At 60.0% G+C, this 14,615-nt stretch carries 13 protein-coding genes; 6 read left to right on the forward strand and 7 right to left on the reverse strand.

The window, feature by feature from the left end; genetic code table 11:
* Positions 1-65 precede the first annotated feature (65 nt).
* The 7 genes from AC1DE4_RS09425 to AC1DE4_RS09455 form a co-directional block, all read right to left on the reverse strand.
* Positions 66-371, reverse strand: coding sequence for an NIPSNAP family protein (locus AC1DE4_RS09425; RefSeq protein ID WP_477881137.1), 306 nt, complete (start codon positions 369-371; stop codon positions 66-68).
* 51 nt (positions 372-422) lie between these two features.
* On the reverse strand, positions 423-1,757 hold the full coding sequence (locus tag AC1DE4_RS09430; RefSeq protein ID WP_477881139.1) for an MFS transporter: 1,335 nt from the start codon (positions 1,755-1,757) through the stop codon (positions 423-425).
* 149 nt (positions 1,758-1,906) lie between these two features.
* The gene (locus AC1DE4_RS09435) at positions 1,907-2,968 is read right to left on the reverse strand and encodes an ABC transporter ATP-binding protein (protein ID WP_113471572.1); all 1,062 of its coding nucleotides are present in this window, start codon (positions 2,966-2,968) and stop codon (positions 1,907-1,909) included.
* 14 nt (positions 2,969-2,982) lie between these two features.
* A complete protein-coding gene (locus tag AC1DE4_RS09440; RefSeq protein ID WP_018116406.1) occupies positions 2,983-3,771 on the reverse strand; it encodes an ABC transporter permease in 789 nt (262 codons plus the stop codon).
* Positions 3,768-4,661, reverse strand: coding sequence for an ABC transporter permease (locus tag AC1DE4_RS09445; protein WP_026371779.1), 894 nt, complete (start codon positions 4,659-4,661; stop codon positions 3,768-3,770). The genes AC1DE4_RS09440 and AC1DE4_RS09445 overlap by 4 nt, the downstream gene beginning before the upstream one ends.
* Positions 4,662-4,736: 75 nt before the next feature.
* Positions 4,737-5,819, reverse strand: a complete 1,083-nt coding sequence (locus AC1DE4_RS09450; RefSeq protein ID WP_018116408.1) for an ABC transporter substrate-binding protein — start codon at positions 5,817-5,819, stop codon at positions 4,737-4,739.
* Positions 5,820-6,021: 202 nt separating this feature from the next.
* Positions 6,022-6,894: a MurR/RpiR family transcriptional regulator gene (locus AC1DE4_RS09455; protein ID WP_018857119.1), complete on the reverse strand. Its 873-nt coding sequence runs from the start codon at positions 6,892-6,894 to the stop codon at positions 6,022-6,024.
* A 176-nt stretch (positions 6,895-7,070) separates the two neighbouring features.
* On the opposite strand from AC1DE4_RS09455, the gene AC1DE4_RS09460 reads away from it, so the two are divergent.
* The 6 genes from AC1DE4_RS09460 to AC1DE4_RS09485 all read left to right on the forward strand — a co-directional run bounded on the left by AC1DE4_RS09460 (position 7,071) and on the right by AC1DE4_RS09485 (position 14,614).
* Positions 7,071-7,844 (forward strand): N-formylglutamate amidohydrolase, encoded by a 774-nt coding sequence (locus AC1DE4_RS09460; protein WP_477881142.1) that lies wholly within the window; start codon positions 7,071-7,073, stop codon positions 7,842-7,844.
* 125 nt (positions 7,845-7,969) lie between these two features.
* A complete protein-coding gene (locus AC1DE4_RS09465) occupies positions 7,970-9,517 on the forward strand; it encodes an amino acid permease (RefSeq protein ID WP_018857117.1) in 1,548 nt (515 codons plus the stop codon).
* Positions 9,518-9,665: 148 nt separating this feature from the next.
* Positions 9,666-11,033 (forward strand): glutamine synthetase family protein, encoded by a 1,368-nt coding sequence (locus AC1DE4_RS09470; protein WP_018857116.1) that lies wholly within the window; start codon positions 9,666-9,668, stop codon positions 11,031-11,033.
* A 104-nt stretch (positions 11,034-11,137) separates the two neighbouring features.
* Positions 11,138-12,523: an aldehyde dehydrogenase family protein gene (locus AC1DE4_RS09475; protein ID WP_477881144.1), complete on the forward strand. Its 1,386-nt coding sequence runs from the start codon at positions 11,138-11,140 to the stop codon at positions 12,521-12,523.
* Positions 12,520-13,671, forward strand: coding sequence for an iron-containing alcohol dehydrogenase (locus AC1DE4_RS09480; RefSeq protein WP_169681478.1), 1,152 nt, complete (start codon positions 12,520-12,522; stop codon positions 13,669-13,671). Before AC1DE4_RS09475 ends, AC1DE4_RS09480 begins: the two co-directional genes overlap by 4 nt.
* 229 nt (positions 13,672-13,900) lie before the next feature.
* Positions 13,901-14,614 carry an AAA family ATPase gene (locus AC1DE4_RS09485; RefSeq protein WP_477881146.1) on the forward strand — a complete coding sequence of 238 codons (714 nt, stop codon included), beginning with the start codon at positions 13,901-13,903 and terminating at the stop codon, positions 14,612-14,614.
* Position 14,615 lies beyond the last annotated feature (1 nt).

Consider the following 14,615-nt stretch of genomic DNA (forward strand, 5'->3'; position numbering starts at 1 on the left):
CCAACGTCAAACTGAAAGCCCCGCCAGAGCGGGCCCGCCAGAGCGGGGCTTTCCATTTCTATCGATCAGACAAGAACAGGGCGCATGAAGCTGCGCTCGTAGCTGATGATGCTGCGATTTCGTTTGTCGAGATCGAACGCGGCCTGGCATTCGGGTTCGCTTGCCATGCGCGTGCGATAGTCTTCGTAGGCCGCGAGGCTCGGAAACGAAAACAGCGCAATGGCAATGTTGTTCGCGCCCTCGGACGGCAGGAAATAGCCGTGATGCGTGCCTCCCATTCGATTGACGATCGGAATCCAGAGGCGCGCATACTCCTCGAATTCGGCCACCTTGTGTGGGTCGATCGTGTAACGCAGATAGCAGGTAATCATTGAAGCGTTTCTTTGAAGCAAAGCCGGACGGCGGCCACACGCCTCCGACAGCTAGGCGGCGAGGCGCTCGGCGAGTTCCTCGATGCCGACGTCTGCCTCGACGCTGTCTCCCTTGGCGATCAGATAGAGCCCTAGCACGAAGGCGAGGGCGGCGATGAAGAGCAGGTAGTAGGCATGAGCCATCGGATTGATTGGCAGCAGCGATGCGACTGCAAGAGGCGTCAGGCCGCCGAAAATCGCGTAGGAGACGTTGTAGGAGAAGGAGAGGCCGCTAAAGCGAACGCGGGCCGGGAAGGCGCGGACCATTACGTAGGGCACAGCTCCAACCATACCGACCGATAGCCCCATGATCGCATAGAGCACGAAAAGAACGGTCAGCGAAACGGCGGCATAACTGTAGAACGCGAAGGTCGCAGCACCAAAGAAGATACTTGAGACAACGAAGAAGCGGCCTGAGCCAACGCGATCGACGATCGCGCCGGCGGCGGCAGTTCCGAAGATCAGGAACAGCGTGCCGAAACTGGTGGCGGCAAGCGACTGCTGCGCGGTGTAGCCATAGAGCTTCTGCAGGAAGGTTGCCGTCATCAGTGTTGTCACGACGATGCCGGCCGACAGGATCCAAGTCAGCAGCATGGAGATGATGACGCCACGCGGGTAGTCGCGCAGCACGGCCTTCAGCGGCAGTTCCGGCGCAAGCGAGCGGGCCTGTTTCATTTCTGCGAAGACGGGCGTCTCCTGCAGCCAGCGGCGGAGGTAGACGGCAACGAGGCCGAAGATGCCGCCGAGGAAGAACGGGATGCGCCATGCATAGGCGACGACATCATCTTGCGTGAAGACGGAGTTGATGATCGTCGCGATGAAGGATCCGAGCAGGATGCCGAGGGTCAGGCCGGAGCAGAGGAAGCCGCAGGCAAAGCCGACGCGGCGGAAGGGGACGTGTTCGGCCACGAAGGTCCAGGCGCCGGGAACTTCACCGCCGATCGCCGCGCCTTGCAGGATGCGCATGAGCACGAGGAGGATTGGAGCGGCAACGCCGATGGTAGCATAGGTCGGCATCGCCGCCATGCCGAGCGTTGAGAGCGCCATCAGCAGGATCGAGAAAGCAAAAACGCGCTTGCGGCCAAAGAGGTCGCCGAAATGGGCGAGGACGATGCCACCGAGCGGGCGAACCAGATAGCCGGCGGCAAAGATCCCGAAGGTCTGGATGGTCACCAGCCACTCCGGCATATCGGGCGGAAAGAACAGCTTGCCGATCACCGCCGCGAAGAAGACGAAGATGATGAAGTCGTAGAACTCAAGCGCACCGCCGAGGGCCGAGAGGCCAAGGGTGCGGAAATCCTGCGCGGTGAGGCGGCGGGGCGGTACGGCTGTTGTGGTAGGGGACATGATGCTGACTTTGCTGAATAAAAATGCTTCAGCCGTCGTTACGCATCGAGGTCGCACTTTCAAGCAATTTCCGGCGCCGCAGAGTGGGGCGCCGGAAATGCGGAGGCAAGTGTGGCAAAGCCGCAAACGTGAGCGCAGCGCTGCCGCGATCAATCGCGGATGACGAGGAGGTCGGCTGCCATGAAGCGAAGCGTGACGGTCTCGCCAGCAGCCGGTGGGGTCACGCCCGGGCTGTTGAACATGTCGAAGGAAATGACATTGCCGCCGACATTCATGCGCGTGCGGATGACCGAACCGAGGAAGTGGGCGGATACGACCTGACCGGTCAGCTTCGTGTCGCATGGCGCGCTCTCGGCCAGCGATCCTGCCTCCGGACGCAGCGCCAGCGAGACTGTATCGCCAGCCTTGAAGGCGGCGACGGACTGCTTCAACGTCACGCCCTGGTCACCGATCTGGATGCGGTTGGCCGAGGGGTCGACAACCTTCGCTTCGATCATGTTGAGCGTGCCGACGAAGGAGGCGACGAAGCGCGTAGCCGGTGTGTTGTAGATTTCGAACGGCGTGCCGATCTGGTCGGCGCGGCCGGCGTTCATGACGACGATGCGGTCGGAGATCGAGAGAGCTTCTTCCTGGTCGTGCGTCACGAAGACGGTGGTGATGCCGAGCTTCTGCTGGATGGCGCGGATTTCCTCGCGCAGCGACACGCGGATCTTGGCGTCGAGGGCAGACAGCGGCTCGTCGAGCAGCAGGACCTGGGGGCGGACCGCCAGCGCACGGGCAAGCGCCACGCGCTGCTGCTGGCCGCCGGAGAGCTGATAGGGATAGCGATCCGCGAGGTGGTCGAGCTTGATCAGCCCAAGCATATCCTTGACGCGAGCGTCAATCTCGGTGGCCTGCGTGCCGGCGACCTTGAGGCCGAAGGCGACATTGTCGTGTACGGTCATGTTGGGAAACAGCGCGTAGGCCTGGAAGACCATGCCGATGTTGCGCTTGTTCGGCTTGAGATTGTTTTGCTCCTTGCCGCCGATGGCGATGCGACCGGCCGAGGGTGTTTCGAAGCCCGCGATCATGCGCAGGACAGTCGTCTTTCCGCAGCCCGACGGGCCAAGGAAAGAGATGAATTCACCCTTCTCGATCTGCATGTTGAAGTCATGCACGACCTGCGTGTTGCCGAAGGATTTCTTGAGGTTTGCGAGTTCGAGAAAGGCCATGAAAACCAGATACCTTACGACTTAGCCGGAGCGGCTTTGTGGAAGCGGGAGACGAGTTGCAGCAGGCCCATGCTGAGCCAGGTAATCGAGAAGGCGATGACCGCCAGGGCCGACGGCTCATAGGCGCGGTTGGCGCCAACCAGCTGCAGGTAAGGCCCGAAGGCCGGACGATTGAGGAGCGCGGCCATGGTGAATTCGCCCATGACGATCGCGAGCGTGATGAAGGCGCCCGAGAGTACGCCGCTCATGACGTTCGGAAAAATGCACTTGAACAGGATCGTCGCCCAGCCGGCGCCAAGGCTTTCCGCAGCTTCCGTCAAGGTGCGGACATCGATGGCACGCATGGCGGTGTCGACGGCGCGATACATGTAGGGCAGGGACAGCGTTATGTATGAAAGGACGAGCAGGATGTTCGTACCCGTGGTCGATCCCGTCAGCGGCAGGATCGAGGACGAGTTGTACATTCTGAGATAACCGAAGACGATCACGATTGCCGGGATGACGAGCGGCAGCAGCGTGATGAACTCGACGATCGGACGGATCTGCGGCAGGCGCAGGCGCACCCAATACGCCGTAGGCACCACGAGCAGCATGCCAAAGACGATCGTCAGAAGCGCCATCAGCATCGAATAACCGAAGGTTTCGCGGAACTGCGCCTCGGAAAAAACCGAAGCGTAGGCGTCAAAACTGTAGGCGCCGCGGCGCATGCGCAGCGAGAATTCAACGGTGGCGATGAGCGGCAGGACGAAGTAGATCGCGCCGAATCCGATCGATATCCAGGCTCCAAGGCGTGAAGTCTTCATTTTTGCCACCGTTCAGCGCGCATGCGCAGCATGATGTATAGGAGGTTGGACAGGCCGGTGATGACGATCATGCCGAGTGCCAGCGCATAGCCGAGGTTGGCGTTATGAAGCACGTCGCCGCGGATCTGTGCGTAGAGCAGGATCGGGACGATATTCAGCGAACTTCCCGTCAGCGCATAGGCTGTGGCGATCGCGCCGAAAGCGTTGGCAAAGAGCAGGAGTGTCGTGCCCATCAGGCTCGGCCAGAGAATTGGGAACGCGACCATGCGCCAGTATTGGCCGTTGGTGGCGCCGAGAATGAGCGCGGCTTCCTTCCACTCCTTTTTCATGCCGTCGAGCGCTGGCGTCAGGATCAGTACCATCAGTGGGATCTGGAAGTACATGTAGGTGAGCGTGAGCCCGAAGAAGCTCAAGAGGTTGAAACCGGTGGAATAGAGATTGAAGCCCAGCCAGTCGCGCATCAAGACGGTCACGAGACCCGTGCGTCCGAGCGTGGCGAGAAAAGCGAAGGCGAGCGGTACGCCCGCGAAATTCGAGGCAACGCCGGAAAAGGTCAGGAGGCCCGAACGAACCCAGGTCGGGAGCCCGCCGAGCACCACAGCCCAGGCAAGAAGGGAGCCGATCACCGCGCCACCGAGGGCTGAAACCACCGACACCTTGATACTGATCCAGTAGGCACTGAGGATCGACGGCGTGAACAGGTCGGCAATGTTCTTGAGGGTGAGTTCGCCTTCCGGGGTCAGGAATGCGCCTGCGACCAGATAAAGCGTCGGTATGATCAGGAACATCGCAGCGAAGATCATGAAGGGCGCGATGCCGAGCCAGTCTACGATCCTGTCGCGGTTTATCATGGGCGTGGCGGTAGCCACGGATGTTGAAACAGTGCTCATAGACGACGGCCTTATCGGGGCAATGAAAAATGAGACCTCTCCGCCCACAGAGGCGGAGAGGTCTTGCGTCAGAGATTACTTGACGTTGGCGCCAACGACGCTGTCCCACTTCGTCGTGATGGCGGCCTTGCCGGCAGCCTGTTCGTCGAGGGTGGGGAACACGGCCTTTTCGTAAGCAGCGGCCGGCGGCAGCTTGTCGAGGAGCTCCTGGGGGACCTTCTTGTTCTTCGCCAGATCGTTGAAGCGGATCGGGTGGCAATAGCCCTTCAGCCAGCCGAGCTGACCTTCGTCGGAGTAGAGGTATTCCATCCAGAGCTTTGCAGCGTTCGGGTGCGGAGCGAAGGCCGAGATCGCCTGAACGTAGACGCCAGCGACAACGCCCGAAGCCGGAACGACGACTTCAGCTGGTGGGTTGCCCTTGAGGGTATCGCGCCAGGAGAGACCATTGTAGTCCCAGGCAACGACGATGGGGGTCGAGCCCTGAGCGAGCGAAGCGGACTTGCCGATCACAGGAACGAGGTTTCCAGCCTTGTTGAGCTCGGCGAAATACGCGAGACCAGCTTCGCCAGCCTTGGTCGCGTCCTTTTCACCAGCTGCGATGCCGGCTGCGTAGACGGCCTGGACAGCCTGGTTAGAAGCGCGCGGGTCGCCAGCGAGCGCGATGCTGTTGGCGTAGTCGGACTTCTTCAGGTCGGCCCAGTCCTTCGGAACGTCCTTGACGATGTCGGTGTTCACGACGAAGGAGAGAACGCCGTAATAGTCGCCGTACCAGAAGCCATCGGCATCCTTGGCGCTGTCAGGAATGGAATCCCAGGTCGACACCTTGTAGGGCTGGATCAGGCCATCGGCCTTTGCGGAGGGGCCGAAGGAAAGACCGACGTCGATAACGTCAGGAGCCTGCGGTCCGGTGTTGCCCTTGTTGGCCTTGATGGCTTCGATCTCGTCGCCCGAGCCCGCGTCGGGGTTCAGTTCGTTGACTTCGAGGCCGTACTTGGCCTTGAAGCCGGCGATGACGTCGCCGTAGCCGCACCAGTCGTGCGGAAGCGCGATGGTCGTCAGCGTGCCTTCCTTCTTGGCGGCAGCGATAAGTTCAGCGCTTGGTTCAGCAGCTGCGATTGCAGTCGAAGCAACAACAATTGCAGTAGAAAGCGAAAGCATTTTCGAAATATTAGAGATCACTGTTGTTCTCCTTCGGGTTTTCAGTGTCCGACGATGCTGTTACTTACGTTACGTGAAGCTTTCGTGACAGTTTCATGACCTTCTTTTTTCTTTGTATAGCAGGCAGTTGGCGGCGATGTTTCATTTACGACACATTATTCGCTCAAGCGCCGAACGTCATCTCACTGTTGTATTTTCCCTCCTAACTGAGTTTGCGGAATAGCCTGGTCTGTTCGAACAGGCCCTCCAGGGTTTTCATGCGTTCTTTCGTCTCATCCCAGGTCGAGCTTTGAACGGCCTCGATCAGGGCTTCTACGATGAAGAGAGTGACGACGGACGTGTCCCAGGCCGATGGCGCCTCGATCTGCACACGGAACGTGTGACGCGCGAGCTTGGCGGCGGGCGATCCCCACTGATCGGTAAAGACGACGATCTCCGCGCCGCTTTTTCGGGCAGCGGTCGCGAGGCTGACCATTTCCTGCTCGTAGCGACGGATATCGAAGATGACCAGGAGGTCGCCGGGATTCATATTGAGTACGTATTGCGGCCAGCTGCTCGAGTTTGATGAGAGCAAAGCAGTGTTCGGACGAATGACTTGCATATGTGTAAAGAAGTATTCGGCCAGCGCGCCGGTGATGCGCCCGCCCACGAAATAGAGGCCGCGTTTGCGATCCGAGAGGAGCGAGGCGACGCTGTCGAACGTCGCCGTGTCGAGCGCGCTCAGCGTCTGGCGAAGATTGCCAATGATCGCGTCGGCAAAGCGATTGAGAATATGCGTGCCCGGCGCGTTGGAGGCCCATCGATCATGCTTGGCGATGGGGTTCGAGATTGTCGCTTCGACCTCCTGGTGGAGGTGCGCCTGGAAGTCGGGATAGCCCTTGAAGCCGAGCTTCTGCACCATGCGTACGACCGTTGGCGTCGATACGCCGGCGTTCTCCGCAATCGTCGTGATACTCCCCAATCCTGAGACTGGGTAGTTGTCCAGCAGGCTCTCGGCCAATTGCTTTTCGGCCCGCGTAAGCATGCCAAAATGCGAATGGATTACGTCCGAAACTGTCTTCGACGCAGCGCTCACGCGTTCTTGCTCCCCGGGATTGGTCTTGTGCCACTTTCCCACTGAAAGTTAACAACGCTGTCACAATCCATGTCAACTGCTGTCATGAAAAGAAATTTTCAGTCGCGCTTGACAGTCGCCAAAACCTGAAGAATTCTTTTCTTATACATTCTTTAATTAATGATCGGGATGCGCCTGTGGTGCCTGCTCAGTTCAAGGTCCTAAGTGAAGCGGAAGGCGACTGCGTTTCCGTTGAGCGGCCGAATGGCGAGAGCCCGCTGCTGGTGATCTGCGAGCATGCGTCGCGTTTGATGCCCGAGCGATACGGTACCCTCGGTCTCTCCCGTGAGGCTCTGAAAAGCCATATCGCATGGGACCCTGGCGCATTGGCAGTCGCCCGCGGGATTTCCGAGGCGCTCGACGCCACGCTCGTCTACCAGCGATTTTCGCGATTGATTTACGATTGCAACAGGCCGCCGGAGTCAGCCGGCGCCATGCCCGAGAAGAGTGAAGTCTATGAAATTCCGGGCAATGCCGATCTCAGCGCGGAAGAACGCCTCGCGCGCACCGAAGCATTGTATATTCCTTTTCACGACGCCATTCGCGCACTGATTCGCGATCGCAGGGCGAGGGGGCAGGAGACGGTGATTGCGACGGTCCACAGCTTCACTCCTGTTTACCACGGCAAGACACGTGCCGTGGAAATTGGTATATTGCATGACGAAGACAGCCGCTTTGCCGACAGCGTGTTGAACGCCGCATCGACCGGCTCGCCTCTCTATAAAATCGAACGTAACGAGCCTTACGGCCCCGTTGATGGCGTGACCCACACGCTCATCCTGCACGGGCTTTCGAACGGGCTGCGCAATGTAATGATCGAGGTCCGCAACGACCTCATCTCAGATGAAGACGGCCAAGGGGTCATGGCCGGCTATCTGACGAGGCTTCTCCGGCAAAGCCTGGACGCCTGACAACGAAGAGAAAGACCCCAGGGAGCAGTCTAACTGCGATCCGCCCGTAGGCGAAAACGTCACGGGCACTTTGGCACTGGATGATCACTCGCAATCCCGCGGCTGATCGCTAACAGGGGGAAGTCATGTCCGACTACACGGATCACGACAAGAAGCAGGACACGCATATCCTGCACTCCATGGGCTATGCCCAGGAGTTGGAGCGGAGGCTGAGCGCGTTCTCGAATTTTGCCGTCTCGTTCTCTATTATCTGCATTCTTTCCGGCGGTATCAACTCGCTGGCGCAAGCGACTTCCGGCGCCGGCGGCGCGGCCATCGGCATCGGCTGGCCGGTTGGTTGCTTCGTTTCGCTGGTGTTCGCCGTCGCGATGGCGCAGATCAGCTCGGCCTATCCGACCGCGGGTGGCCTCTACCACTGGGGTTCGATCCTCGGCAACCGCTTCACCGGCTGGCTGACCGCCTGGTTCAACCTGCTCGGCCTCGTCACCGTTCTCGGCGCGATCAACGTCGGCACCTACTATTTCTTCATGGGCTCCCTTGGGACGAGCTACTTCGGCCTGACGGACACGACGACTGTTCGTATCGTTTTCCTGGTCGTCATCACCGGCGCACAGGCGCTCGTGAACCACATGGGTATCGGCCTGACGGCGAAGCTCACGGACTTTTCCGGTTATCTCATTTTCGCGACGGCGATCGCGCTCGCAGTGGTGTGCCTGTTGGCGGCTCCGTCCTACGAGTTCGGCCGTCTTTTCACCTTTGCCAACTATTCCGGCGAAGCCGGCGGCAACGTGTGGCCGGAGACTTCGGGCGCTTGGGTATTCCTGCTCGGTCTTCTGCTGCCGATTTACACAATCACCGGCTATGACGCTTCGGCCCATACGTCGGAGGAGACGGTCAAGGCAGCTCATTCCGTTCCGCGCGGCATGGTCTCCTCCGTTCTGTGGTCCGCGCTTTTCGGCTACATCATGCTTTGCGCCTTCGTGTTGATGCTGCCGAACATGGAAGAGGCGGCGAAGCAAGGCTGGAACGTGTTCTTCTGGGCGATGGACAGCCAGGTCAATGTTGTCGTCAAGGATGTGCTCTACTTTGCCATCTTCGTCAGCCAGTGGCTGTGCGGCCTTGCGACCGTCACCTCGGTTTCGCGCATGATCTTCGCCTTCTCGCGCGACGGCGGTCTGCCGGCCTCCAAGGCACTCGCCAAGGTCAGCCCGAAGTTCCGCACGCCGGTCGCGGCCATCTGGACTGGCTCGATCCTCGCGGTCCTGTTCGTCTGGGGCTCGTCGCTCGTTTCGATCGGCGAAACGCCGGTTTACACGATCGTCGTGTCGTGCACGGTTATCTTCCTGTTCTTCTCCTTCGCGATCCCGATCACCCTCGGCCTCCTCGCCTGGGGTTCGTCGAAGTGGGACAAGATGGGTCCGTGGAACCTCGGCGAAGGCATGTTCAAGCTGTTCGCGATTCTTTCGATCCTGGCGATGGTGCTGATCTTCGTCCTCGGCATCCAGCCGCCGAATGATTGGGCTCTCTACATCACCGTCGGCTTCCTCGTACTGACTGCGATCATCTGGTTCGGCTTTGAAAACCGCCGCTTCAAGGGCCCGCCGATCGGTGAGGAAGTTGCGCGCCGTCAGGCGGAGATTGCTGCTGCCGAAAAGGCAGTTGGCGAACGCTGAGGCTTCGACTTCCCTCTCAAACCGCGGGGCCGCGATGGCGGCCCCGTTTAACGGCTCAACGAAAACGCATCAGATGCGGCGCGCCCGTTTGACGGCATGCCCTTTCGTTGACCCGATTTTTTCAGTTCCAGGTTCAGGCGGATTCAATATGAGCATCTATACTCTCGACGATCTCAAGCAGGATGTTGCCGACGGGCGCATCGACACGGTTCTGGCATGCCAGGTGGATATGCAGGGCCGCTTGATGGGCAAGCGTTTCCAGGCCGAATACTTCCTCGAGAGCGCATGGAAGGAAACGCACAGCTGCAACTATCTCGTCGCCACCGACATGGAGATGGAAACCGTCTCCGGTTACAAGGCGACGAGTTGGGAAAAGGGTTATGGCGACTACACGATGAAGCCCGACCTTTCGACGCTGCGGCGGATTCCATGGCTTGAAGGTACGGCGCTCGTGCTGTGCGATCTGCTCGACCACCATTCCCACGAAGAGGTGCCGCATTCGCCGCGCGCGATCCTGAAGAAGCAGGTCAAGCGTCTGGAAGACATGGGCATGAAGGCCTTTATGGCCTCGGAGCTCGAATTTTTCCTGTTCGACCAGACCTACGACTCCGCGCACGCAGCCGGTTATCGCAACCTGAAGCTCGCCAGCGCCTATAACGAGGACTACCACATCTTCCAGACGACCAAGGAAGAAGAGGTTATGCGGGCAATCCGCACGGGGCTTCAGGGGGCCGGCATTCCGGTCGAGAACTCGAAGGGTGAAGCATCCGCCGGGCAGGAGGAAATCAATGTCCGGTACGCCGATGCGCTGACGATGGCGGACCGCCATGCCATCATCAAGAACGGCTGCAAGGAGATCGCCTGGTCGAAGGGCAAGGCAATCACTTTCCTCGCCAAGTGGCACTATAATGCCGCCGGTAGCTCGTCACATATCCATCAGTCGCTCTGGAGCGTGGACGGCAAGACGCCGCTTTTCCATGACGAGAAGGGCAAGTACGGCATGTCGCCGCTAATGGAAAACTACATCGCCGGCCTGCTCTCGCACGCGAGCGAGATCACGTATTTCCTGGCACCTTACATCAACTCCTACAAGCGCTTCATGGCCGGCACGTTCGCGCCGACAAAAGCGATCTGGAGCAAGGACAACCGCACGGCCGGTTATCGTCTCTGCGGTGATGACACCAAGGCGATCCGCATCGAGTGCCGTGTTGGTGGGTCTGACCTCAATCCCTATCTCGCTTTTGCGGCACTGCTTGCTGCGGGCATCGATGGCATCGAGAACAAGGTGGAACTCGAGGCTCCATTTGTCGGCGACGCCTATGGCGCTCGCCGCGTCCGCGAGATCCCGCGCACGTTGCGTGCGGCAACCGTTGCCATGACGAAATCGAAGATGCTGCGCAATGCCTTCGGCGATGATGTCATCGACCACTATACTCGCGCAGCCGAGTGGGAGCAGGAAGAGTACGATCGTCGCGTCACCGATTGGGAAGTGGCGCGCGGTTTCGAAAGAGCATAAAGCGTAGCCAAGCCGGACGGCGTCCTGTCACACGATTTCCATATCTCGGGAGATTGTTTGGGAGGTCCGCCGGTTTCGGCACGCTAAAACATAGGATGAAGATCATGGGAATGATCCAATGCATTTCACCGGTCGACGGATCGGTTTACGCCGAGCGCCCGGCGCTTTCGCTGGAGGCGGCGAAAGAGGCCGTTGCGCGTGCGCGCAAGGCGCAGAAGGCCTGGGCAAAACGCCCGCTGGAAGACCGTGTTCAGCTGGTGCTGAAGGGCGTCGCACGGCTCAATGAAATGTCCGACGTCGTCGTGCCCGACCTTGCCTGGCAGATGGGCCGCCCGATCCGTTATGGCGGCGAATACAAGGGCTTCAACGAGCGCTCCAACTATGTCGCCTCGATCGCTGCCGATGCGTTGGCGCCGCTTGTCGTCGAAGAGAGTGACAAGTTCGAGCGCCGGATCGAGCGCGAGGCGCATGGCGTCGTCTTCGTCGTGGCGCCCTGGAACTACCCCTACATGACGGCGATTAACACGATCGCCCCGGCGCTCATGGCGGGCAATGCGGTTGTTCTGAAACATGCCTCGCAGACGCTCCTGGTCGGCGAGCGGCTGGTGCAGGCCTTCGTCGAGGCCGGCGTTCCCGAGGATGTCTTCCAGAACGTGTTCCTCGATCACGAGACTACCTCGGCCCTGATTGCTGCTGGTAGCTTCAATTTCGTCAACTTCACCGGTTCGGTCGAAGGCGGTCGCTCGATGGAGCGCGCTGCGGCGGGTACGTTTACCGGGCTTGGCCTGGAGCTCGGCGGCAAGGATCCAGGCTACGTCATGGAAGACGCGGATCTCGATGCGGCGGTCGATACGCTGATGGACGGCGCGACCTACAATTCCGGCCAGTGCTGCTGCGGAATCGAGCGCATCTATGTGCACGAGTCGCTCTATGACAGCTTCGTCGAGAAGTCGGTCGCCTGGGTATCGAACTACAAGCTCGGCAATCCGCTGGATCCGGAAACGTCGCTTGGGCCGATGGCGAACAAGCGTTTCGCCAAGGTCGTGCGCGAGCAGATCGCCGATGCCGTCTCCAAGGGTGCCAAGGCGTTGGTCGATCCCAAGCTGTTCCCGCAGGACGATGGCGGCGCTTATCTCGCTCCGCAGATCCTGGTCAACGTCGACCACTCCATGGCCTTCATGCGCGAAGAAACCTTCGGTCCGGCTGTCGGCATCATGAAGGTGAAGAGCGACGACGAGGCAGTGGCCCTGATGAACGATAGCCAGTACGGCCTGACGGCTTCGCTCTGGACGAAGGATCCGGAGCGGGCAGGGCGGCTTGGTCGCGAGATCGAAACCGGCACCGTGTTCATGAACCGCGCAGACTATCTCGATCCGGCGCTCTGCTGGACCGGTGTCAAGGAAACCGGCCGTGGCGGCTCGTTGTCGATCATCGGCTTCCACAATCTGACGCGTCCGAAATCCTACCATCTGAAGAAAGTCACAGCATGAGCAGCAACATCACAGCCAACTGGAGCTATCCGACCGCCTTCAAGTTAGGTCGGGGGCGCATCAAGGAACTGGCGGACGCCTGCAAGAGCCTTGGCATGAAGAAGCCGCTGCTGATTACCGATCGCGGCCTCGCGTCCATGGCGATCACCAAGACGGCGCTCGACGTTCTGGAAGACGCCGGTCTCGGTCGCGCAATCTTTGCCGATGTAGATCCGAACCCGAACGACAAGAACCTCGACGCCGGCGTCAAGGCGTTCAAGGATGGCGGCCACGACGGCGTGGTTGCCTTCGGTGGCGGTTCCGGCCTTGATCTCGGCAAGTGCGTGGCCTTCATGGCCGGCCAGACGCGCCCCGTCTGGGACTTCGAGGACATCGGTGACTGGTGGACACGCGCCGGCGTCGAAGGCATCGCGCCGATCGTTGCCGTGCCGACGACGGCGGGCACGGGCTCGGAAGTTGGTCGCGCCAGCGTCATCACCAATTCCGAAACCCATGTGAAGAAGATCATCTTCCACCCGAAGTTCCTGCCGGGCGTCGTCATCGCAGATCCGGAACTGACGGTCGGCATGCCGAAGATCATCACGGCCGGCACCGGCATGGATGCCTTCGCGCATTGCCTGGAAGCCTATTCCTCGCCCTTCTACCACCCGATGTCTGCCGGCATCGCGCTGGAGGGCATGCGCCTCGTCAAGGAATTCCTGCCACGCGCCTACAAGGAAGGCACCGACCTCGAAGCCCGCGCGAACATGATGTCGGCGGCCGCCATGGGCGCTGTTGCTTTCCAGAAGGGCCTCGGCGCCATTCATGCGCTGTCGCACCCGATCGGCGCGGTCTACAACACCCACCACGGCATGACGAATGCCGTCGTCATGCCGGCCGTGCTTCGCTTCAACCGTTCGACGATCGAAGACAAGATTGCGCGTGCTGCAGCCTATCTCGGTATCTCCGGCGGTTTCGACGGATTCTACAACTACGTGCTGCAGCTTCGCGCCGAGCTTGGCGTTCCCGACAGCCTGTCTGCGATGGGAATCAAGCCGGATCGAATCGATGAACTTTCGGCGATGGCGATCGAAGATCCGAGCGCCGGCGGCAATCCGGTCAAGATGACGCTCGAAAACACGAAGGCGCTCTTCAAGGACTGCTTCTGAATTTAGACAAGACGGCGGACCCAACTGGCCCGGAAAGCTTAGGCTTTCCGGGCTTTTTTATTCGTGGCGTCGTGATTTCGAGGGGATGCAAGAAATGTCAGCCGCAATTTCAGGCGCCGTGTTTAGGAGTTGTTAACCATCATTGTAAAGGATGCGTTAACCGCACGATGTTTCGGAAAGTGCGCGACAGGGCCATAGAGAGGCTCACTTTTCCCTTCGAGGACCGTCCATGCCAGTCATCACTTTCGCAAACACCAAGGGCGGCGCCGGCAAGACCACAGCCGTGCTTCTTCTCGCCACCGAGCTTGCCCAGAAGGGCTATCGGGTGACAATCCTTGACGCAGATCCGCAGCACTGGATCACGAGATGGCATGAAGTATCCGGGCATGTGGCCAACATCTCGGTCATCGATTTCGTGACGTCGGCGTCGTTGCCGCTGCACATATCGGAAAACAAACACAATACGGACTACTTCATCGTCGATCTGCCCGGTGCGCGTAATCCGCTGCTTGCCACGGCAATCGGCCTCTCCGATCACGTGCTGGTCCCGATCCAGGGATGCGCCATGGACGCTCGGGGCGGCGCGCAGGTTCTCGAATTGCTGCAATATCTGGACGAGAAGGCCGGCATCCGTATTGGGCACTCGGTCGTGTTGACCCGTGTCAACTCGATGGTGACCACACGCGCGCTCTCCATCGTCAAGTCGCTGCTGAGCGAGCGCCAAGTGCCGGTGTTGGATACTGCAATCATCGAGCGGTCTGCCTTCCGAGACATCTTTGACTGTGGGGGCACACTGCATTCCCTCGATCCTGCCCGGGTAAGCAACCTCGACAAGGCGCGCGAGAACGCGCGCTGTTTCGCTGAAGAGATCATGGGCAAGGTCCCGGCAAAGCTCTCGGAGCCGGCGCGCAGCACTGGCCCGTTGATCCGCTCAGCCGCCTAGC

Source organism: Rhizobium sp. 10N414, from assembly GCF_056394785.1.

Coding starts and splice junctions, on each gene's coding strand:
- AC1DE4_RS09425 (WP_477881137.1), bottom strand. CDS start 371: ATGATTACCTGCTATCTGCGTTACACGATCGACCCACACAAGGTGGCC.
- AC1DE4_RS09430 (WP_477881139.1), bottom strand. CDS start 1,757: ATGTCCCCTACCACAACAGCCGTACCGCCCCGCCGCCTCACCGCGCAG.
- AC1DE4_RS09435 (WP_113471572.1), bottom strand. CDS start 2,968: ATGGCCTTTCTCGAACTCGCAAACCTCAAGAAATCCTTCGGCAACACG.
- AC1DE4_RS09440 (WP_018116406.1), bottom strand. CDS start 3,771: ATGAAGACTTCACGCCTTGGAGCCTGGATATCGATCGGATTCGGCGCG.
- AC1DE4_RS09445 (WP_026371779.1), bottom strand. CDS start 4,661: ATGAGCACTGTTTCAACATCCGTGGCTACCGCCACGCCCATGATAAAC.
- AC1DE4_RS09450 (WP_018116408.1), bottom strand. CDS start 5,819: ATGCTTTCGCTTTCTACTGCAATTGTTGTTGCTTCGACTGCAATCGCA.
- AC1DE4_RS09465 (WP_018857117.1), top strand. CDS start 7,970: ATGTCCGACTACACGGATCACGACAAGAAGCAGGACACGCATATCCTG.
- AC1DE4_RS09470 (WP_018857116.1), top strand. CDS start 9,666: ATGAGCATCTATACTCTCGACGATCTCAAGCAGGATGTTGCCGACGGG.
- AC1DE4_RS09475 (WP_477881144.1), top strand. CDS start 11,138: ATGGGAATGATCCAATGCATTTCACCGGTCGACGGATCGGTTTACGCC.
- AC1DE4_RS09480 (WP_169681478.1), top strand. CDS start 12,520: ATGAGCAGCAACATCACAGCCAACTGGAGCTATCCGACCGCCTTCAAG.
- AC1DE4_RS09485 (WP_477881146.1), top strand. CDS start 13,901: ATGCCAGTCATCACTTTCGCAAACACCAAGGGCGGCGCCGGCAAGACC.